Below are 21,023 nucleotides of genomic sequence, written 5' to 3' on the forward strand. Positions count from 1 at the left end.
CTTGAGACGGCGCATCGCACTTGGGAAAGTCAACCTGACCAGGTGGCCGAAAGGCCTGCCGCCCGCGTGAGGATGACGAGGCGCTAGGCAGAGATATTGGAACAACGAAAATAGTTGATTGCTAGTCTCATCTTTAGTACCGAGCTATCACCCGGTTAAAGGATGTCACGTGGCTATGCTCCCCCCGACGCAAGATCCGCCTCGAACGGCTGAAACTTTTGTCGCCGAAAATATAGGTCTTTTGATAGAGGGGAACGAGATTCTCCGCGATGTAAGTCTCAAATTTCCGGCAGGAGAAGTTGTGGCACTGGTCGGCCACAACGGCTCCGGTAAATCCAGTCTTCTCAAGATGTTGGCTCGCCAGCTTGTGCCGAGCGCTGGATCGATCTCTTACGGCAACCGGGATCTTAGGACGTATGGTGAACGCGTCTTCGCTCGTTCGGTCGCATATCTGCCCCAGGATGTCACGACCGGATCGGAAATGACAGTCCGCGAGCTTGTGGGATGCGGTCGCTATCCGTGGCACGGGGCGCTTGGCCGCTTCACCAAGAACGATGAAGTGAAAGTCGAGGAAGCCCTCCGAGCAACGTATATCGAGAAGTTCGCCGACCGTATCGTCGGAACATTGTCAGGCGGTGAGCGGCAACGTGCCTGGATCGCGATGCTGATCGCTCAGGATGCTCGCTGCCTGTTGCTCGACGAACCGACTGCGGCACTCGATGTTGCGCATCAGATTGAGGTGCTCTCCCTTGTGCGACGCTTGGCGCACGAGCTTGGAAGCAGTGTCGTCATCGTTCTCCACGACATCAACATGGCCGCTCGCTTCTGCGATCGGATCCATGCATTGAAACGCGGTCGCGTTGTTGCGAGCGGAACGCCGAGCGCGATCCTTGCTCCAAACACGCTGCAAGAGATCTATGGGATCGACATGGATGTGATCTCCGCGCCCAACCTGCCTTATCCGCTCGCCTATGTTTGTTGAGGCTAGGCGTGCAATGGGTGTTACGCGGCGCTCCCTTTTGCAGTTCGCGGCGGCCTCGGTCGTTCCAGCTCCGCTGTTTGCGCAGTCGATAGGCCCAAGGATCGTCAGCCTCGACTATGGCCTTGCGTCCACTCTCTTATCCCTCGGATTGCCTCCGGTCGGGATTTCGGACCTCGCCGATTGGGACAGATGGGTTGTCGAGCCGCCGATGCCAAAATCCGTCGTCGATATTGGCAGTTCGTTCGAGGTCAATTTTGAAATTCTCGTCACGCTGAAGCCCGACATTGTCTTGACCACACCTTACCTGGATGAGCTGTTGCCCAAGCTACAGTCGGTGGCGAAAGTCGTTCGGCTGGAAGTCTTTACGCCGGGCATTGGATCTATTCTTCCCGCTGCCATCGCGGCGACGCGTAAATTGGCTGGTGAGCTTGGCCGCGAGAATGAAGCAGAGCAGTTCCTCGCGCGCGCCGACGCCTTCTTCGAGCGATGCCGCAGTCGGCTGGCGGGCAAGAACCTGCCGCCAGTCGCCCTCGTGAATTTCATGGATGCCCGCCATGTCCGCATCTACTCGAGTCCTGGGCTGTTCCACAATGTGCTCGAGCGCATCGGTGTCCGCAACGCCTGGACCAGAGAGTCGAACTACTGGGGTTTTGAAACGATCGGTATTGAAGATCTCTCCAAGATCACCGATCCGGACGCGCGTCTGATCGCCTTTGATCCCGTTCCTCCGGACGTTCTTCCGAAACTCGCTCAGAGCCCGCTGTGGAACAGGCTGGCGTTTGCGCGTCCGGGCCATCTGTCGATTCTGCCGCCGGCCCTGATGTTTGGCATGGTGAACGAGGCCATGCGCTTCGCGGGCCTTTTGACAGATCTTCTGGAAAAAGAAGCATGATGGTATCCCGCCGCGACAATATCGGGCCAGCAATTGTCTTCCTCCTCCTGATTGGCGGTGGAGGCGTGGCATCGTGGTTTCTTGCCGTTCCAGCGCTGTCAGAAATGGGTCGACCGGATTACGATGTCACGCGAATGGTGTTCACCTATTCGACGCTTCCCCGTCTTGCGACGGCGCTGATTGCCGGAGCCGCGCTTGCCTTGTCGGGGGCGCTGTTTCAGCAAGTTTTGCGAAACCCGCTCGCCGATCCGACCACCCTCGGCGTGTCGGCCGGAGCAAACCTGGCGCTGGTGGTAACATCGCTGTTTCTCCCCGACTTGCTTGGCGCCGGCCGTGATCTTGTCGCTCTGATCGGCAGTGCGACCGCTGCCGTGATCGTCGTCAGCCTGGGCGCGCGCCGCGGTTTTTCGCCTTATTCGCTTGTTCTGTCGGGGCTGGTTCTCAGTCTATGGTGTGGTGGCCTCTCTGCCATCCTGACCTATTTGAACCAGCGCTATCTCTCGAGCCTGTTCATCTGGGGCGCCGGCTCGCTGGCACAGCAAAGCTGGGTCATTCCCTTGTCGCTTCTTTGGAAGTTCGGCGCCATCGCCATCGTCTGCGCTTTCGTGATGAGACCGCTTTCGCTGCTCGATCTTGGCGAGAGCAGTTCCACGGCGCTGGGCGTCCGATTGGTCCGCCTGCGCTTCATTGTCGTGGCGCTTGCTGTCGCGCTTGCTGCATTTGTCACGAGCGCCGTTGGGGTCATTGGTTTCATTGGACTGGTCGCGCCGACGATTGCGCGATTGTCCGGAGCACGGCGTCCCGCGCAGCTCATCTTCTGGTCCCCCCTGATCGGCGCCGGGCTGCTTCTCTTCGCCGACTCTGTTCTGCAACTGGCCGCAGGGGGGCTTGGCGATTTTTTGCCGACGGGGGCGGTAACAGCCATCTTCGGTTCGCCGCTGCTTCTCGCGCTGCTGCCGCGTCTGAAGATCCGTCATAGACTGCAGCAATCGCCGGCGTTCAAACGGTCCCGCCGGTGGGATGGAACGGCACCGGTCATCATCGCGGCTGCCGGCCTGCTTGTGCTATTGACGGTCAGCGTTTTTCTCGGACGTGACGTCAATGGCGGCTGGGCTCTCGCTTCCGGCGAGTTCTCGTACGATGTCCTTTCCATCAGGATACCTAAAATCCTCGCCGCCCTGACATCGGGCGCGATGCTTGCGGTCGCGGGCTCTATTCTTCAGCGGCTGACCGGCAACGAAATGGCAAGTCCCGAAGTTCTGGGAATCAGTGCCGGAGCGACCTTCGGAGTTGCGATTGCCCTCTTTGCCGTCGCTCCAGGGTTTTCCGGTCAATTTGCCTTTGCCGTGGCCGGTGCGATCAGTGTGCTTGTCGTCATCTTCGCCAGCTCCCGGCGATCGGCGTTCGCTCCCGAGCGAGTCGTGCTTGCGGGCATTGCCTTAAGCGCGATGGTCGATGCCGTCGTCGGCGTGTTGAGCTCGACGGGAGATCCGAGAGCTGTTCTGCTGATGCGGTGGATGAGCGGGTCCACCTATCTTATCGAGGGATCGACCGCCGCAACGGAGGTGGCGCTCGGCGCCGTGCTGATTGCCGTCTCGCTCGCCGTCCGCCGCTGGCTTGACATACTTCCCCTTGGGCCGTCTCCTTCGGCGGCGGTCGGTGTACCATTGGCGAAATCGCGATTTGCGCTTTTTGGCCTCGCAGGATTGTTGACGGCTGCCGCGACGCTGACGGTTGGCCCATTGTCATTCATTGGCCTCATGGGACCTCACCTTGCGCGGGAGGCGGGATTGGCACGCGCGCTGCCGCAAATGCTTGGTGCCGCTCTGATCGGAGGGGGGCTTATGGTTGCTGCCGATTTCGTCGGCCGCACGATCGTATCGCCCTACCAGATTCCTGCCGGTCTTGTTTCCGCACTCATCGGCGCACCGTTCTTGATGCTGTTGATGCGGAAGCGCGTTGTCGGCTGAGGGGGTGCCCACGCAACACCATCAATGATCTCACCTTGGCGTCGTCTCATTCGCCGGCAAGTTGGCCCTGCCTCTTGCTCCGAGGCGGGCCAGTACGGGCGGGGAGAACGACCGGCCGGACCACTTCAATACGCTTTCGCGAAAGACCTGTCGCTCCTCCTCGGAGGCAAACAATCTCGCCGGCCACGGATGAGAGACCATCTTGGACATCCAAAAGTGGAAGGTTCCGGCATCCTCTTCGAGCGCATAGAGCGAATCCCAGGTACATGTGACCGTCTGACCCAGGACCGTGTAGCTGATGCCGCTCTGGTCCACGGTAGACTCGACGGGCCTGCCGATCGCTTCCGCCTTCACCAGTCGTCGGCGATACATGGAACGCAGGAATCGCCGGATCGGCCCGAGCAACAGAAAGACCCCGAGCGCGCCAGCAACGATTGTTGCGAGGACATAGATAGCGAATGTCCCGACGTCACCGGCCTGCCATTTGTCGAAATTGGTAATCAGCGCGACGAACAGCGCAACGATTCCCGCTGCCCCCACGGTTGGACCGGTTGGCAGAAGCTGCCGCGATGCATGCTGGATATCAAGATGGTCGTCGAGTTCTAAAGCGAAAGTTTTGCGGAAGCCGGGCCGATTCGGGGACGTCCAAATTTTCGGGACTGAGCTCGGGGAACTCTCGGACATGTTCAACCTGCCAAATTGGAGCACGTTCGAAATGAAAACTCGCTCTTAGGTAGAGGCGGCTCCCTCTTGCGTCAATCAAAGCCTCGTCGTGGGGTTATCATTTCCGGAATGGACCAAATGCAGTCCACATTGCCGAGAGGGTGATCCCTTGGCGCAGATTGCGAGCGCCGCCTTGATTGGACAAGGCGGCGTCCGCCAACCTTTACCAGGAATACTTCAGGGTGCCGACGACCTTGCGCCGATCGCCGTAATATTCTGTGCCGAAGTAGCTGCTGGCGACATATTTGCGATCGAACAGATTCGTCGCGTTGACGGCAAGCGTCACGTCAGGCGTCACCTTGTAGCTGACGGCTGCGTCGACGAGCGTATAGGCTGCGACCGATACGGTGTTCGCCTCGTCCCCATGGGTCTGGCCGATATAACGCACACCGCCGCCGAGCGTCAGGTCGCCGCGCTTTCCGTCTCCAGGGACCGTGTAGTCGAGCCAGGCCGATGCCAGATGCCGCGGCACGCGCGAGGGCCAGTTGCCGATATTGCCGCCGGTTCCGTCCTCGCGGATTTCGGCATCCCAATAAGAATAGGCAAGTGTGAGATTGACCCGGTCGTTGATGGCGGCTTTGCCTTCCAGCTCGATGCCGCGCACGCCGACCTTGCCGATCTGCTCCAAGCGCAAACAAGACCGTCGTGTTTATGTGGGCTTCTCGACGACGGCGAATGCAATGAAGGACCCGTCAGAGAGAGCGAGCGCCGTTGTGGCCGTGGCGATAGCAAAGCGTTGGTCTTGTCGAAAATCCCAGAGTTTCCTAGCGAGAGAAGAATGCCACGCGACCAGAGCGCCCGCGTCTCTTTCGGAAGTCACGGGAAATTCTTAGCTCAATTGTCAGCTGACAATGGCGGCCGTGTCCGCATCCATCGCCCCCATCCTTTCGTTACAGCCCATTTTCGATACGGCTGAACGCCATTGCCGACCCACCGGCTAGCGGCCGAGCTGAGCACGGTCCGAATCAGACAATCGGTTCTCATTTATAGGCAGACGAACGGCATGAGCTTTCAGCCTCCAGCCCGCGGGCGGGTTCGTTGCTGGAGGGCTTGTCACTAGCGTCCTCGGTTTCGGCATCGCGGCGTGACGGGGCAAGGCCGAGCATCTGTTCGAGACGGCCGGCATTAAGCGGGGCGCTTATTCCCTTGAAGTTCATAGTCCATCTTTCGTCTGCGGATCGATTGCGTGGAGTTGCAGAGATAAGCGCAATTTAAACCTGCCGAGAACCGTCTGTCGGAGTTATCACCATGTATTCCAACGTGGGCAGGAAAGGGGAGGGCTCTCATCTTGAAGCGCACCCCGAAATGCGTCATGGGGCAGCGCCGGACGTCTCGAATTGCTGAGCCTACCGCGCCTTCGTTCCTTCGCGATTGGTAAAATGCGCGTTGCCCAACCCCGTGCCGATGGTCAGCACTGCCCATCTCGACACGTCGTTCATAAAAGGGATCTGCGACAATCCCTGCACGACGGCATCGTTGTGCATCATCACGAATGTGCTATCGTCGCCGATCTCAGGAATGGCCTTCATCAGTGCGGCAGGAAGGTTGAAGCTGTCGCTCTCCCAGTTTCCGCCGGGCAGGTTCTGTCCGCCGCGTTCGATGGAGCCATCGGCTTTGATGATGCCGGGGCATGCGATCCCGATGATGGGCGCCGGCTTGAGATTGGCCTTTTCGGCCTTACCGATCAGATCCCGCAACATCGCGGCCAACTTCTCGATGGTCGCAGTTCGGCTCGGCTCGTCGTCGGCATGACGCCAGATGGCCGAATCCCAGACGCTTGCATCCGCAAAATTCGGCACGTCGTCCTTTCCGAATTTGACGACGCCGGCGCGAACATTGGTGCCGCCGATATCGACGGCGAGGATGGCCTCGTGGCCTTTGAACATCCAGCGGGGCATCAGGTGGACCGCGCCGATCAGTCCGGCCTCATCGGGGTGGTGAACGATCGGCACGACCTCGACGGCGATGCCGGCCGCCTTGAGAATAACCATCGTCCTGGCGATCGCCAGTTCGCCAAAGTGGCTCCGTCGGAAGCCGCCGCCAACGACGATGCGTTCCGTCTTTCCCCAGCGTTTGTCCTTCAGAAACTTGCCTATCACATCGGCAAAGTCCTGGGCAAAATCCTCCACAGCCCCCATGATCAACGCCGCCGCCGCCAAATCATCGCCCTTCAAAATAGCGTCGATTTTTTTCTTGGAGAGCTTGTCGGTCTCAATCTTGCCGATCGGGTCGTCTCCGACCTTGCGGATGCGTTTTCTCCAATCATCAAGCTTCTGTTGGAAAGTCTTCTTGTTTGCGTTGTCGCCAACGAAACCATTCTTGTCACGCAGTTCGTTGTTGTAATCGTCGATCACCACCAATGGCAGGTTTAAAGCGCCATGTGCCAGCGGGGCATTGACCTCATCACGGGGATCTGAACTGCTTTTGGCCATCAATGTACCTTCTAGGGCGCGAGTGCTCGAACGGGCGGCGAGACACAACGCGGACTAGCCTTAGGATGTTCCGGAGTCTGAAAAGCCACCTTGTCCTTGTTGGCCGGCGACCTAGCTTCAATGATTGCAGAGTTTGGAGAATGCCGTGCAGGACGACGACGCTACTCAGGAAATGCTTTCACTGGTCTTGGAAGAGCCCGACCACTGGGCGATGTTTCTCGATATCGATGGGACGCTGCTCAATCTCGCGCCCACGCCGGATGCGATCGAGGTCCCAGAGGCGCTCCCCGGACAACTTCATCGCCTGTCGAACAAGCTTGGCGGTGCCTTGGCACTGGTCACCGGCCGATCGCTTGCCTATGCAGACGCGCTGTTCAAACCCTTTGCATTTCCGACAGCAGGCCTGCACGGCGCGGAAATCAGGAACGCCGCGGGCATGCAGACGGTCGAGGCGACAGCTGAGTTTCAGGCGCTGAAGCATGCGCTGACGGAGGAAGCCGAGCACTATCCTGGAGTCTTGATCGAGGATAAGGGTGCGGCCGTTGCCGCCCATTACCGGCTCGCGCCCGAATATGAAAAGGTGCTCGCAGACCGCATGCACCACTATGCTGAGCTCGCCGGGCCGAACTGGGCATTGCAGCTCGGCAAGATGGTATTCGAGCTGCGTCCGGCACGGTCGAGCAAGGGCGATGCGCTGGAACGGTTTTTCCAGTCCGACCCGTTCAAGAACCGCTGCCCGATTACCATCGGCGATGATCTGACCGACGAGTCGATGTTTGCGATCGCCAATGCGCGCGGCGGCGTTTCCGTGCGTGTCGGTGCGATCGGCGCCCCTAGCTGTGCCACAAGCCGGCTGTCCTCTTCTGCGCTGGTCAGAAACGTCATTGCAGCCCTGGCCGCCTGAGGCCGGCCCTTAGACGATCTGAAATGCGGATTGCTGTCGTCTTTACGCCGGCTGCGCAGCGTCAATTGTCAAAAAAGTATCGGTTTTGACCGGGAATCGTGGTGGCGGGCGGGACATGAGCCCATTACACTCCCCTTCAACAATAAAAGCCAAAAAGAATTTGGCTGGCGGGCCTGGAACCGTCCTCGGAGGAGGAGACAATGGAACCTGACTTGGAAGTCATTCAGATCCGGCCCGGCGAATCTTTCGCAACGAAGGCGCATGGCTATCCCTACCATACTGTTCGCTGGCATTTTCACCCGGAATACGAACTTCATCTCGTCGTGGCGACAACGGGACGGTATTTCGTCGGCGACTTCATCGGCGAATTCGAGCCTGGTAATCTCGTTCTTGCTGGTCCCAATCTCCCCCACAACTGGATCAGCGATGTCCCGAAGGGCTCGAGCATTCCGCTTCGATGCCAGCTCATCCAGTTCAGCGAGGGCTTCATCAGTGACACGATGAAGGTGCTGGCCGAGCTCGGCCCGTTCGATCCGGTTCTTGAAGCCTCCCGCCGCGGCGTGCTCTTCGGCGCCGATACCAGCCGGCAGGTTGCTCCCCTGATGAACGAGGTGCAGCAGGCGCATGGTGTGCGTCGCATCGAGCTGTTCATGATGATCGTCGGCCTGCTCAGCCGGGCGCAGGATTCCCAGCTTCTCGCCAGCCCGAGCTATTTGCCCGATCCATCGGGCTACATGTCGGCCGGCATCAACAAGGCGCTCGCCTATATCAGAGAGAACCTCACGAAATCCTTCGACGAAGCTGATCTCGCGGCGATCGCCGAACAGTCGACCGGCGCCTTTTCGCGAGGCTTCCGCCGCCATACCGGCATGTCGCTGGTACAATATGTGAAACGCCTGCGCATCAATCTCGCCTGCCAGATCCTGATGAGCGATGACCATGCATCGATCACCGATATCTGCTTCGAGGTCGGCTTCAACAACCTGTCCAACTTCAACCGGCAGTTTCTCGCGGAAAAAGGCATGACGCCTTCGCGTTTCCGGCGGTTGTTGGGTGACAATATCAATGTGGCAAAGGCGGCCTAGAGCAATTCCAGCAAAAGTGCGCAGCGGTGTCGCGTCCGGAATTGCGTAAAACAAAAGACAGAGCATTTCCGTGACTCGGAGAAAAACGGAAATGCTCTGGAGGAGCCGAACGAGCACGGTCCAAGGGACGAGGGAGGACAAGGAGGAGGAGCGAAAACTGACACTGACTTTGAACGTGGGCGTGCGATGAGCGGCTCGCGATCGGAGATGCTTGTCCTCAAAAACATCAAACGCCGGGACAGGCGCGACCGTTCATTCAGCCGAACGGCCACAGCAGGCAGTGCAATCACGAACCTACACAATTTTTACCAATGGGAGGAGATGGAAATGATGAAATTCTCAACACAGGCGGCAGGCGCCGCGGTATTTGTCCTGTCCTTGCTGGGCGGTACTTCCGCCTTTGCGCAAACGGCCGTTTCGGATGCGACAGTGGCATTCCTCATGCCCGATCAGGGCTCTACCCGCTACGAAGAGCACGATCACCCGGGCTTCGTCGCGGAAATGAAGAAGCTTTGCGCGTCGTGCAAGGTTCTCTATCAGAACGCCGATGCCGATATCGCAAAACAGCAGCAGCAGTTTAATTCGGCGATCACCCAGGGCGCCAAAGTCATCGTGCTGGACCCGGTGGATTCGGCGGCGGCGGCATCGCTCGTCCAGCTCGCACAGAGCCAGGGTGTGAAGGTCATTGCCTATGACCGTCCGATTCCGAAAGGCAAGGCCGATTTCTACGTCTCCTTCGATAACAAGGCGATCGGCAAGGCAATTGCGGAATCGCTCGTCCAGCATCTGAAGGCTGAGAATGTGCCGACCGATGGAGGCGGCATCCTGCAGATCAACGGTTCGCCGACCGATGCGGCTGCCGGGCTGATCAAGGACGGCATTCATGAGGGTCTGGCGAGTGGCGGATACAAGACGCTTGCTGAATTCGACACACCCAATTGGCAGCCCTCGAATGCCCAGCAATGGGCCGGCGGCCAAATCACCCGCTTCGGCAAACAGATCGTCGGTGTGGTCGCTGCCAATGACGGCACTGGTGGCGGCGCCATCGCAGCCTTCAAGGCGGCGGGTGTCGACCCCGTGCCGCCGGTGACCGGCAATGATGCGACGATCGCGGCACTCCAGCTGATCATCGCGGGGGATCAGTACAATACGATCTCCAAGCCGAGCGAAATCGTCGCCGCCGCCGCTGCCGATGTCGCCGTAAAGCTCTTGGCCGGAGAAACGCCGAAGGCCGAAATGACGCTCTACGACACGCCGGCGCAGCTTTTCGTCCCTGCCGTCGTCACTGCCGAAAACCTCAAGGCCGAGATCATCGACAAGAAGATCAACACCGCCGAGGAGCTGTGCACCGGCCGCTATGCCGACGGCTGCAAGAAGCTTGGCATCACGAAGTAATCCGCAAGGAAAGCGCGACCGGCCGCCGGTCGCGCTTTCCGTTTTGCTTTTTCCGAAAGGCCAGGCGATGTCTGAAACCTCTCACAATCTTGACCCTTCCCGTCAGCCTGTCCTCAGTCTGCGCGGAATATCGAAGAACTTCGGGGCGGTGTCGGCGCTCAGCGATATCGAATTGGATGTGTATGCCGGCGAGGTCGTGGCGCTGGTGGGCGACAACGGCGCCGGCAAATCGACGCTGGTCAAGATCCTTGCCGGCGTGCATCAGCCAAGCTCGGGCACGATCCTGTTCGAAGGCAAGCCGGTAAACCTGCCGAGCCCAAGTGCTGCTCTCGGCCTCGGCATTGCAACAGTCTTCCAGGATTTGGCACTTTGCGAAAATCTCGACGTCGTCGCCAACATCTTCCTCGGCAAGGAGCTCAGCCCCTATCAGCTCGATGAGGTCGCCATGGAGATCCGCGCCTGGCAACTCTTGAATGAGCTTTCGGCCCGCATTCCAAGTGTGCGCGAGCCCGTCGCCTCACTTTCCGGCGGACAGCGCCAGACGGTAGCGATTGCCCGATCGCTGCTGCTCGAGCCGAAACTGATCATGCTCGATGAACCCACAGCAGCGCTCGGCGTTGCCCAGACCGCTGAAGTGCTTGACCTCATCGAGCGCGTGCGGGAACGCGGCCTCGCTGTCATCATGATCAGCCACAACATGGAGGATGTGCGCGCCGTCGCCGATCGCATCGTCGTCCTTCGCCTCGGTCGCAACAACGGCACCATGCTGCCCGACGCGTCCAACGAGCAGCTCGTCAGCGCCATCACCGGTGCATCCAACAATTCCGTCTCCCGCCGCGCGTCGCGCCGCCAGGCGCAAAGCCAACCGAACGAGGAGGGCAGGCCATGATGAAGACCATCGACAATGATCCGGTAGCACCGGCGTTGCTCGACCGGCGTGATGAGAGAGTGCGCCATGACGACAGTTTCGGCGGCTCGATCCAGGCCTTTTGGGATCGCATCCGCTCCGGCGATCTCGGCTCACTGCCGGTCATTGTCGGCCTGGCGATCATCTGGACGGTGTTTCAGGCGCTCAATCCGGTGTTTCTCTCCAGCAGCAACCTCGTCAACATGCTGTTCGACTGCTCGACGGTCGGCGTCATCTCGCTGGGTATCGTCTGTATCCTGATGGTGGGTGAGATCGACCTTTCCGTCGGGTCAGTCAGCGGCTTCGCCTCGGCGCTGGTCGGCGTCTTCTGGGTCAACCAGGGTTGGCCGGTGGTCCTTGCAGTCCTCGCCGCGATGATCGTCGGCGCCCTGATCGGCTCGCTCTACGCGTTTGTCTTCAACCGCTTCGGCATGCCGAGTTTCGTGTCCACCCTGTCCGGACTGCTCGCGGTTCTCGGCCTGCAGCTCTATATCCTCGGAGCGACGGGTTCGATCAATCTTCCCTATGGCTCCTGGCTCGTGAGTTTCGGCCAGATCATGGTCATGCCGGACCCGATCGCCTATCTGCTGGTAGCACTTGCCGGCATTGCGTTCTTCTTCTCCAGCTACCGCACGTCGGCGCGCCGGCGGGCGGCCGGCTTGTCGGCAAAATCGGCCCGCGGACTGCTTATCCGCGCTGTCATCATCACACTCGCCCTGGAAGCAGTCGCGTTCTATCTCAACCAGTCGCGCGGCATTCCGTGGATGTTCGGTCTTTTCGTCGGGCTCGCCGTCGCCATGAACTATGCACTGACGCGCACCAAATGGGGACGCTCCATGCACGCCGTCGGCGGCAACAGGGAAGCGGCCCGTCGTTCCGGCATCAACGTCTCGCGGATCTACACGAGCGCCTTCGTCATGTGCGCCCTGCTTGCGGCAACCGGCGGCGTTCTCTCTGCCGCCCGGCTGGCGACGGCAAGTCAGCAGGCCGGCACCGGCGACGTCAATCTCAACGCCATCGCTGCGGCGGTCATCGGCGGCACGAGCCTGTTCGGCGGGCGTGGCAGTGCCTATTCAGCCCTTCTCGGCATCATCGTCATTCAGTCGATCGCCAGCGGGCTGACGCTTCTCGATCTGTCATCGTCGCTTCGATACATGATCACGGGCGCCGTCCTTGCCGTCGCCGTCATCGTCGACTCGCTGGCACGCCGATCGCGGATCTCGCACGGCCGGGCTTAGAGCAATTTCAGCAAAAGTGCGCAGCGGTTTTGCGTCCGGAATTGCGTGAAAACAAAGAGATAGAGCACTTCCGTGATTCGAAGAAAACGGAGATGCTCTAAGCAACCAGGAAACCAGAGGAAGAAAATGGGTCAGGATCTGTCTGGAAAAGTCGCGGCCGTCACCGGAGCGGCGTCGGGTATCGGCCTTGAATGCGCCAAGGCTTTGCTTGCCGCGGGCGCTCGGGTCGTGCTGGTTGACCGCAATGAAGAAGCCTTGAAGGAAATCTGCTCGAAACTCGACGCAAACGCCATTCCGTTGGTCATCGATCTCACCGATCCGAAAAGCGTTGAAGGGATGATGCCGCAGATCCTGGAAAGAGCGGGCCAGCTGGATATCTTCCACGCCAATGCCGGCTCTTACATCGGCGGTGAGGTATTGGGTGGCGACCCTGATGCCTGGGACCGCATGCTCAATCTGAACATCAACGCCGCATTCCGCTCGGTGCATGCCGTTCTGCCGCATATGGTCGAGCGCAAGACCGGCGATATCATCCTGACGAGTTCCGTTGCCGGCATGATCCCGGTCGTCTGGGAACCGATCTACACCGCCTCGAAACATGCAGTCCAGGCATTCGTCCATACGCTGAGGCGGCAGGTGGCCAAGCATGGCTTGCGCGTCGGCGCCATCGCTCCCGGTCCGGTCGTCACCGCCCTTCTCAGCGATTGGCCGCAGGAGAAGCTGGATGAGGCGCTCGCCGCGGGCGGCCTGATGGAGGCGAACGAAGTGGCCGAGGCCGTGCTTTTCATGCTGACTCGCCCACGCAACATTACGATTCGCGATCTCGTTATCCTGCCGCAGAGCGCCGACATCTGACGAAAGCGCGATCGCCTTCAACAATCGCCGAGAGGAAACGGACATGATCTTCGACAGATTTCGCCTGAACGGACAGGTGGCGCTGGTGACCGGCGGCACGCGCGGCATCGGGCTTGCGATCGCCGAGGCGCTCGGCGAGGCGGGCGCCAAAGTCATCATCACGGGCCGAAGCCGCAATGCAGCGGCAGAAGACCGGCTCTCCAAGGCCGGCGTCGATTGCGATTTCATTGTTGCCGACCTGATGAAGGAAAGCGCTGCCGACGAACTCGTCGCTGAGACCCTTTCACGAACAGGACGGCTCGACATCCTTGTCAACAATGCCGGCATCGCCATTCATGGCGACAGCGGCGAGTTCTCCGATGCCATCTGGCGCGAGATCATGACCGTCAATGTCGACACCGTCTTCCGTGCCTGCCGGGCGGCACTCGCACCCATGCGGCGTCAGGGCGGCGGCGCCATCCTCAATATCGGCTCGATTTCGGGCATCGTTTCCAACATTCCGCAGAACCAGGTCGCCTATAACGCCTCCAAGGCGGCGGTCCACATGATGACGAAGAGCCTCGCCAGCGAGGTTGCCGCCGAGAATATCCGCGTCAACGCCATCGCCCCCGGCTATATTGAGACCGATCTGTCGCGTGGCGGCATCGACAATCCCGACTGGTTCCCGACCTGGCGCAGCATGACCCCGATGGGACGCGTCGGGCAGCCGGAGGAGGTGGCGGGTGCCGCATTGTTCCTCTGCTCCGCGGCGGCAAGTTATGTCACCGGCGAAGTGCTGGTTATCGACGGCGGCTATACGACGCGGTAAGACGCGGGCACCGGGTAGGGTAGGGCGTTCGCAGCCGCTTGATCGGGGGCGAGTGTCTCCCCTGCGATCCTGCCGATTGTCCTCTGCGCGCGATATTCTGAATGATTACGACACAGACGCCGACACTTAGCGGGTATCGGGGTGTTATCGGCTCACACTCGCGCATAGAGCACATGCTCACGCCAGGCAATCGAGCATCCACTGGACACCGAAGCGATCCGTGAACTTGCCATAGTAGCTTCCCCATGGCTGGACGGCGAGTGGTGTCGTGATCTCTCCGCCCTCGGCCAGCCGTGCGAATAGGCTGTCGGTACTGTCGCGGTCGTCCATGATCAGCATGTGGGCGGAGCCTCGCATCGGCTCCGCATCATGATTGTCCGAGGCGAAGAACAGAACATCAGGTCCTTCGAAACGAGCGTGCATCACCTTGCCCCGCATGGCTTTGCTGGCAACGGGCATCCCGTCCATGCCGTGGCGCTTCAATTGCGTGATCCGGCCAAGCCCGCATTCGGCATAGAAGGCGAGCGCCTCTTCGCAACCTGTGGAAAAGAACAGATAGTTAGCAAGCTGCATGGCTTGGCTCCGTCAAGGCGCCGGACCGCGACGCCTTGGTGTCGCCGGCCCGGCATTGCAAGTCTGAGATTTCCGAGCGTACGCCGCGATCGTTACGAGGCGGCAACCGCACCCTGGATGGCACCGACGAGATCGGCATTGTTGTAGCTGCGGCCGGCGATACCCCAGGCCCCTTCAGGCGCGTAGACGATGTTCGACCATATATGTTCGCGCTTCAGCCGGCCTTCGGCGGCCTGTTCGATGACATCGGCCGCCTTTTCGAAGAAAGCCTGTTTTGCTTCAGCGCTCACCAGCGCGATCTCGGGCAGCTTGAGCTCGACGAAGGCTGCAGCGATCGGCTCTCCCGCCGCAAGCACATGCTCCTGCGGCAGCACATTGATCGTGCCGATGATATTGGCTGTCATGAAGTCATTGCCGGTCAAGCCGGCGGCATCGAGCACCGCGTCCGTCAATCCGGCAAAGGCTTGCGCCTGTGCCTGCTGCGAAAGTAGGCCTTCGGGCACGGTGAGTGTGATAGGCATCGTATATCTCCCTGTTTGAACCGTGACCGCTTCTGATATATACCGATCACTCTTTATGAATACACATCGATCACTCTCTTAGCAAGACATAAAGAGTGATCACTCCGAAAGGGACATAGATGCGATATAGTGCCGAACATAAGCAGGAGACCCGAACGCGCGTCATCGCGGCGGCTGGACAGGTTTTCAGAAAGGAAGGCTATGGCGGTGCTGGCATCGATGCATTGACCAAGGCCGCAGGGGTGACCAACGGTGCCTTCTACGGACACTTCAAGTCCAAGGGTGAAGCCTTTCGCACCGCCGTGCTGACGGGCCTGGAAGAGCTGCGGCAAGGAATTGCGGCGCTGAAGGCCAGGCAACCGAAAGACTGGCTGACGACATTCGTCGGCTACTATCTCGGCTTTAAAAGAACTTGCGATCTGGGCGAGAGCTGCGCTCTGCCGAGCCTCTCCCCCGACGTCATGCGCGCAGACGATGAAACACGAAGCGCCTATACGGCAGAACTCAAACGTCTCATCGAGGAAGTTGCGGTCGGCTTGCCGGAGGGTGAGATACCAGGTCAATCCGAAACACGCCGGGAAGATCAGGCGATCTTGCTACTCGCCATGCTCAGTGGCGGTGTAACCCTCGCCCGCGCTGCTTCCGACCCGGCGCTGTCCAAACGCATTGCAGATGTCATCGCGCAGGCGGCATTGACGGCGATAGAACCTGGAAACTGATCCACTCGCTTGATGACATTGCCTTGCTCAGGACGGGGCAGTGCCGGGATCGCCCTTCCGCGCAATGCCCCTATCAGTCTCTGGAGCGCCAGTTCGGTCCCGGGATGGTGATTTCGAACTCGGTGCCGGCGCCGGTCGTCTGCAGCAGGCGGATCGTCCCGCCATGCGAGCTCAGCATGGCGCGGACGATACCGAGGCCCATGCCGGTGCCGCCCTGTTCGCGGCGGGTGGAGAAGAACGGCTGAAAGATGCGTTGGCGATTTGCCTCGGAAATACCGCTGCCGTCGTCACGAACAAGAATGACGGCTGTTCGGGCGTCGGCCGATACTCTGAGTTCCAACAGCGTGGCGCCGTGCTGAAGAGCGTTTTCGGCAAGGTTGGCAAAGACGATGCCGGCTGCTTCCTGAGGAAGAGCAACCGATATTTCCGTATCGCCTAAGCCGGAAATATCCAGGGCGGGAAATCGCCCGCGCAGTGAGGATATGATGTCGGTGACGCTGCTTCTGCCCTCGGCGACAAGGGTTTCCGCCTGCGCAAGTTCCCTCAGCCGCTGCAGCAACGCATCGAGCCGGACTGCGTCGGCGACGATGTTATCGAGAAAGTGCAAACGCTGCGCCTTCGTCATCGGCCTTTCCGCATCATCGTCGCGTAAAAGTTCGGCGGCACCGCGGATGGCCGTCAGCGGCGATTTCAGTTCGTGGGAGACATGGGCGGCAAAGGAGCTGATATATTCGGTGCGATCGACCAGTTTTCCGGCGAGATCGAGGAAGCTTTGCGACAGCAAAGCGATCTCGCATGTTCCGTAGCTTTCAAGCGGTCGGATCGCCGCCTTGCCGCCACGGGCGATCTCGTCCGCGCGGGCAATCAAGGCGTCGATAGGGCCGGTGATGGTGCGCGTCAGCACATAGGCAACGCCGAGCGTCAGCATGAATACGACGGCGAGGGCGCCGATTTCCGCAGGTGCCATCCGGTTCGAACTCATCTCCACGGTGCGAAACCAGATGACGATGAGGATCGGCAGCGCCATGACCGCAAGAAGCACGACATAGACGATCAGCGCCAGCGTCGGCCGCCATTTTGTCTTGACCTTGGGCGCCAGCATCAGGCCTTCCTCCCGATTTCACTGCCGAGTTTGAAGCCGATGCCGTGAACCGTTGCAATGACCCCCTGGCCGCCGGCCGCCAGGAACTTGGCCCGGATGTTGCGGATATGGCTGTCGATCGTCCGGTCAGCGACATAGGTACCGGCGCCATAGGCCGCTTCCATCAATTGTTCGCGACTGAAAACCATATCGGGGCGTGACAGCAAAGCATCCAGAATTGCGAATTCGAGCGCCGTCATTGCGATCTCACCATCGCAGAAGGTGACTGTCCTGCCGCGACGATCCAGGCTGAGCGCGCCAGCAACAAGTGTGGCGTGGCGTCTCTCAGGTCCTGCCCCATTGCTGCTGCGCTTCAAAATTGCCTTGATCCTAGCCACGAGTTCTCGCGGGCTGAAAGGTTTGGTGACATAATCGTCTCCGCCAATTTCGAGACCCAGTACCCTGTCGATCTCCTCGTCACGCGCCGAAAGAAACAGGATCGGCAATCCCGACGTCTTGCGGATCTGGCGGCAGACCTCCAGGCCATCCATATCTGGCATGCCGATATCGAGAATGATGAGATCGATGTTGCCTCGGCGGAAGGCCGCCATCGCTTCGGTGCCGTTGCGGGCGGCCATCGATGCCAGGCCGGCGCGCTCAAGCGCAAAGCAAATCACGTCGCGGATGTGAGGTTCGTCATCGACGACGAGAATTCGGGGCGCCATCCACCAGTCCTGCGTTGTTTTTCGTACCTGTTGTCATCGTTCTCTTTCTATCTTGCAATGGCAGCAGGAGATAGAAGATGGGTCTCCAGCCGCGCCGCCCGGAAGGTCCAGTTCCGCCAGTCACGCGGGCGCCGTTCGAAATCCCTGACGAGGTAGTACCGAAATGCCAGCGCTTGATTCCGCTTGTCGACCAGGTAGCCCGGCAACATCTGGAGATAGAGATCGAGCGCCGGAATGACGGAAGGACCGAGCGAGGAGAGATAATCGAGGTCGAGCGGTGGGCCTTCCTGGCTGATTTCCTGGCTATGGACGACATTGAAACGGGCGATCACAGCCGGGAAATCGATGAAGGCGCTGATATAGAGCATCGCAATCAGGGAGGCGAGGTTGGCGGCGATCAGCCACTCGTTGGATCGGTTGAGCAGAATGCGCAGCAGGATCAAGACAAGGCCGATAGCGACGAGTCCCATCCAGAGACCGGCAGCGACACGCAATTCCGTCAACGAATAGACCTCGACGTAAAGCCCGAGCCGCAGCATGGACGACAGGCAGAGAAGGATGTTCTGGCCGATCCAGGCGTGAACGAGGCCGCGGATGAGCGAACTATGATCACCGGGGCCACCGCGCCGCATGGCAACGAGGACGAAACCGGCGGCCAGAAGTGCCGTCGCAATCAGCGGATAGGCGCCGCGATGAGCATATTCAGCATGGCTCATGTGATCGGGCAGATCTGCGCCGCCCCAGAGATAGACGAGATCGAGAAGCGTCTGCACGGCAAACAGCGCGTTGAACAGGAGCAGCGACCGCAACAGCGAGGCATGGCCGAGCGGCGCATTTCTGGTGGGCACGATCATGAGGGCCCTGCCGGCTTGCGACCTCACAGCGCGACGCTTCAGGCGTGGCCGCAACAGCGCCCAGACCATGATGGCGATCATCATCCAGAAACCGATCCGCCAAAGATCGAGAAACTGCAGCAGAACGGCAAAATCAATACTGCGTAGCGCGATCTCGATAAGCGGGTTCGCAGCCGCAAAGAGGAACACGAAGACTGCGGCGAGAACGAGCGGCATGATCCAGAGGCCGACGCCCTGCCGAACGACGGTGAAGGAGAAACGTTTGGCCGGCGTCTTAAGATATTTCCTAATATCGTCGGCAAGCCGCAAGGGGATGACGAGAGCAAAACGGAGAAACACTAGCGGCAGACCGGTGAGACTGCGAGGCATAAGCCTGGCGCCGACGAGAGCAACCGCTATCAGCGCGCTGAAGCAAAGGCTGGTGCCGGCTAATGAGGGCGCTTCCAGCAGAGGCGCCGACGCCAGAACCGAAAAACCAAACAGGAGAGCAGCCATTGACGGCGCCCGGATCTTCCCGGCCGAAAGTAGAATGCCGGCGCAGACGGCGAGCGCAAACAGGAAAAGATTTATCCCGGGCTGCTGGCCGAAGATTAGAAAATCCGCCAGAGCCACGAGCCCAAGCAGCGCGGCAATTCGGCCGCTGCCGCGCCTGAGAGGGATTGGTGGCGTCAATGTCTCGGTTGCGTCCATAGTTGCTCCTCTAAATGGCGCTTTTCGATCACGACGAGCATGATCACGGAAACCTTCTCGGCAGCCTGAGGCCCGTCTGTCTCCGTCAGCCACCATCCGTCATTGCGGAGGCGATCCGGCAAAGCGGGCGGAGTGAAGCGGAGCGGGATGTCATTCTTGCTCATGGCCGAAGGATGCCGCGCCGGATTGCAGATTCTGTGCAGAGAGTGAGCAGCAATTCAGGAAAATCGCCCTGACCTATGAAGGTCACGCAGCGGCCTCTTCAAAGCATACTGAATGTGAAGATGGCTTGGGAATTTACGATTGCCGCGGAAGGCTCTTCCCCTTCGCACGGGACGGCGCCGCCGTCCTGTTTCCCGCGATCGGGATCGACGCAATCAACCTGGCGAGAGCCGCCTGGGATCGAGTTCCCGTTTTGCCAAAGCATCGGCTAGTGTGTGTTTTTGCCGTGTTGGACGAAATTCCAAGAACCTCGGCAATCTCGGGCAAATTCATTCCGCTGCCGATCAGGGCAGCGACCCGGGTTTCGGCTTCGGTCAGGCCAAAGATGTGTTGCAGTTGTTGCGCTTGCCGTCGCGTCTTTGCTTCCGGATCGACGATATGAATGAGGACGCGCGCTCCGCTGTCAACCGCATCCCATATGGAAACCGCTGTCGGTGCAAGCGGCGTGATCATCACCAAATAAGGTGGCAAACCCGATGGCCGAGAGATCGCCAAAGCTCCTCCGAACGGCGTGTCCTCGCCATCGGCTATCAGCAACGCCTGGCGAATGGCGTTCAATAGCCGGGTGGATGTCTCTGGAATATGGGCAGCAAGCGAGGGCCTCTCGGATCTGCTGAGGAAAATGCCGTCGGCCTGCTTGAGCAGTGCTTCGGCCGCCGCATTCAACAGAAGGACTGCACCGCGACTATCGATCAGCACGGCCGCATCAGCCATTGCATCGATCAGCCGTTGCGGCAATTCGGGTGCACGGGCGATCTGGTTTACCTGAAAGGAAAGATCGATTGCCCGCGCCATATGCGGGCTCAGCAGCTTCAGCCTTTCAGCCGCTTCGACGGCGTGTTCGTCTTGCTGACGAGACAGGAAAAGAGCGACACCGCCGATACCTCCACGCTCGTGCAGGCTGGCATGCGGCAGGAAGAGCTGATTGAAGATGTGCTGAGGCGCGCAGATATCGGCATAAAACGCCGAATGCCGGACGGCCTCTGCATCGATCAACGTATTGCCGACTGCAATCTCACCCGGCTTTACCTTCTCGAATGCGCGGGCATAGGGGTTTCCCGTATAATGCTGAAGATAGAGCGCATTCAAATCTTCACGCATGCGGCCGGGGATCAAAAAGCTGCCGCGACCATCGGGCGCCTGGTAGACAATATTTCCGGCGATGGCGCCGACGTAGTCAACGATCGAGCATAGGGTATCCGGCCATAATTCTGAACGGACCGCAGCCTGATAGACAGCATCAATGATATCGACATGATCCATACTAGCGCCGCTCGTTTTCACGATGATGGTTCCGCCAATTGCAACGATCGCACCATTTCGATTACTGCATAAATGTCTATGGAGAGGCAAGAACAGCGAGCGTCGCCCGATCGGGTGATATCTTGCGCAGTCTCGTTCACTGAAGGACCTGCCGGGCATTATGGCAAGATCGTTGAAGAGCGAG

At 59.7% G+C, this 21,023-nt stretch carries 19 protein-coding genes and 1 pseudogene; 11 read left to right on the top strand and 9 right to left on the bottom strand.

Going from position 1 to position 21,023, the window contains the following annotated elements; all coding sequences use genetic code 11:
• Positions 1-175 precede the first annotated feature (175 nt).
• From ACD590_RS33530 to fhuB, 3 genes are read left to right on the top strand one after another with little or no spacing between them, the layout of a single operon-like run.
• Positions 176-982 (top strand): ABC transporter ATP-binding protein, encoded by an 807-nt coding sequence (locus ACD590_RS33530; protein WP_439004399.1) that lies wholly within the window; start codon positions 176-178, stop codon positions 980-982.
• Between the two features lie 13 nt (positions 983-995).
• Positions 996-1,874, top strand: coding sequence for an iron-siderophore ABC transporter substrate-binding protein (locus tag ACD590_RS33535; RefSeq protein WP_018246926.1), 879 nt, complete (start codon positions 996-998; stop codon positions 1,872-1,874).
• The gene (fhuB, locus tag ACD590_RS33540; protein WP_247264913.1) at positions 1,874-3,844 is read left to right on the top strand and encodes a Fe(3+)-hydroxamate ABC transporter permease FhuB; all 1,971 of its coding nucleotides are present in this window, start codon (positions 1,874-1,876) and stop codon (positions 3,842-3,844) included. Before ACD590_RS33535 ends, fhuB begins: the two co-directional genes overlap by 1 nt.
• Before the next feature lie 30 nt (positions 3,845-3,874).
• Here fhuB and ACD590_RS33545 read toward each other — a convergent pair whose 3' ends face one another.
• The 3 genes and pseudogenes from ACD590_RS33545 to ACD590_RS33555 form a co-directional block, all read right to left on the bottom strand.
• Positions 3,875-4,384, bottom strand: coding sequence for a hypothetical protein (locus tag ACD590_RS33545; RefSeq protein ID WP_245384581.1), 510 nt, complete (start codon positions 4,382-4,384; stop codon positions 3,875-3,877).
• Positions 4,385-4,730: 346 nt separating this feature from the next.
• Positions 4,731-5,192 (bottom strand): annotated as a pseudogene (locus tag ACD590_RS33550) (TonB-dependent siderophore receptor); the annotation flags it as partial.
• Positions 5,193-5,913: 721 nt separating this feature from the next.
• Positions 5,914-6,999, bottom strand: a complete 1,086-nt coding sequence (locus ACD590_RS33555) for an ROK family protein (RefSeq protein ID WP_018246921.1) — start codon at positions 6,997-6,999, stop codon at positions 5,914-5,916.
• 124 nt (positions 7,000-7,123) lie between these two features.
• On the opposite strand from ACD590_RS33555, the gene otsB reads away from it, so the two are divergent.
• The 7 genes from otsB (at position 7,124) to ACD590_RS33590 (ending at position 14,191) form a co-directional block, all read left to right on the top strand.
• Complete coding sequence (otsB, locus tag ACD590_RS33560; protein WP_018246920.1) at positions 7,124-7,903, top strand: trehalose-phosphatase; 780 nt, start codon at positions 7,124-7,126, stop codon at positions 7,901-7,903.
• Between the two features lie 200 nt (positions 7,904-8,103).
• Entirely contained in the window at positions 8,104-8,988 is an 885-nt protein-coding gene (locus ACD590_RS33565) for a helix-turn-helix domain-containing protein (RefSeq protein ID WP_018246919.1), read from the top strand.
• A gap of 321 nt (positions 8,989-9,309) precedes the next feature.
• Complete coding sequence (locus ACD590_RS33570) at positions 9,310-10,383, top strand: ABC transporter substrate-binding protein (protein WP_026231084.1); 1,074 nt, start codon at positions 9,310-9,312, stop codon at positions 10,381-10,383.
• Between the two features lie 67 nt (positions 10,384-10,450).
• Positions 10,451-11,272 (top strand): ATP-binding cassette domain-containing protein, encoded by an 822-nt coding sequence (locus ACD590_RS33575; protein ID WP_026188811.1) that lies wholly within the window; start codon positions 10,451-10,453, stop codon positions 11,270-11,272.
• On the top strand, positions 11,269-12,528 hold the full coding sequence (locus tag ACD590_RS33580) for a sugar ABC transporter permease (RefSeq protein ID WP_047620556.1): 1,260 nt from the start codon (positions 11,269-11,271) through the stop codon (positions 12,526-12,528). Before ACD590_RS33575 ends, ACD590_RS33580 begins: the two co-directional genes overlap by 4 nt.
• 126 nt (positions 12,529-12,654) lie before the next feature.
• Positions 12,655-13,383 carry an SDR family oxidoreductase gene (locus ACD590_RS33585; RefSeq protein WP_168279109.1) on the top strand — a complete coding sequence of 243 codons (729 nt, stop codon included), beginning with the start codon at positions 12,655-12,657 and terminating at the stop codon, positions 13,381-13,383.
• A gap of 43 nt (positions 13,384-13,426) precedes the next feature.
• Positions 13,427-14,191: an SDR family NAD(P)-dependent oxidoreductase gene (locus tag ACD590_RS33590; RefSeq protein ID WP_131647205.1), complete on the top strand. Its 765-nt coding sequence runs from the start codon at positions 13,427-13,429 to the stop codon at positions 14,189-14,191.
• A gap of 177 nt (positions 14,192-14,368) precedes the next feature.
• On the opposite strand, the gene ACD590_RS33595 is transcribed toward ACD590_RS33590, so the two are convergent.
• Complete coding sequence (locus ACD590_RS33595) at positions 14,369-14,764, bottom strand: VOC family protein (RefSeq protein WP_113543016.1); 396 nt, start codon at positions 14,762-14,764, stop codon at positions 14,369-14,371.
• Positions 14,765-14,856: 92 nt separating this feature from the next.
• Positions 14,857-15,285, bottom strand: coding sequence for a hypothetical protein (locus ACD590_RS33600; RefSeq protein ID WP_047620554.1), 429 nt, complete (start codon positions 15,283-15,285; stop codon positions 14,857-14,859).
• 119 nt (positions 15,286-15,404) lie between these two features.
• Here ACD590_RS33600 and ACD590_RS33605 point away from each other — a divergent pair, with 119 nt between their 5' ends.
• Positions 15,405-16,004, top strand: coding sequence for a TetR/AcrR family transcriptional regulator (locus tag ACD590_RS33605; RefSeq protein ID WP_018449034.1), 600 nt, complete (start codon positions 15,405-15,407; stop codon positions 16,002-16,004).
• 73 nt (positions 16,005-16,077) lie between these two features.
• Here the strand turns inward: ACD590_RS33605 and ACD590_RS33610 are convergent, their stop codons facing one another.
• From ACD590_RS33610 to ACD590_RS33625, 4 genes are all read right to left on the bottom strand, one after another.
• Complete coding sequence (locus ACD590_RS33610) at positions 16,078-17,106, bottom strand: sensor histidine kinase (protein WP_168279111.1); 1,029 nt, start codon at positions 17,104-17,106, stop codon at positions 16,078-16,080.
• Positions 17,106-17,810, bottom strand: a complete 705-nt coding sequence (locus ACD590_RS33615) for a response regulator (RefSeq protein WP_439004287.1) — start codon at positions 17,808-17,810, stop codon at positions 17,106-17,108. The genes ACD590_RS33610 and ACD590_RS33615 overlap by 1 nt, the downstream gene beginning before the upstream one ends.
• Before the next feature lie 47 nt (positions 17,811-17,857).
• Positions 17,858-19,354: a DUF4153 domain-containing protein gene (locus ACD590_RS33620; protein WP_439004288.1), complete on the bottom strand. Its 1,497-nt coding sequence runs from the start codon at positions 19,352-19,354 to the stop codon at positions 17,858-17,860.
• A 297-nt stretch (positions 19,355-19,651) separates the two neighbouring features.
• Entirely contained in the window at positions 19,652-20,929 is a 1,278-nt protein-coding gene (locus ACD590_RS33625; RefSeq protein WP_439004400.1) for a helix-turn-helix transcriptional regulator, read from the bottom strand.
• Between the last annotated feature and the right edge of the window lie 94 nt (positions 20,930-21,023).

Source organism: Rhizobium sp. 862_C5_N1_2 (assembly GCF_051811205.1).
Lineage (GTDB): Bacteria > Pseudomonadota > Alphaproteobacteria > Rhizobiales > Rhizobiaceae > Rhizobium > Rhizobium leguminosarum.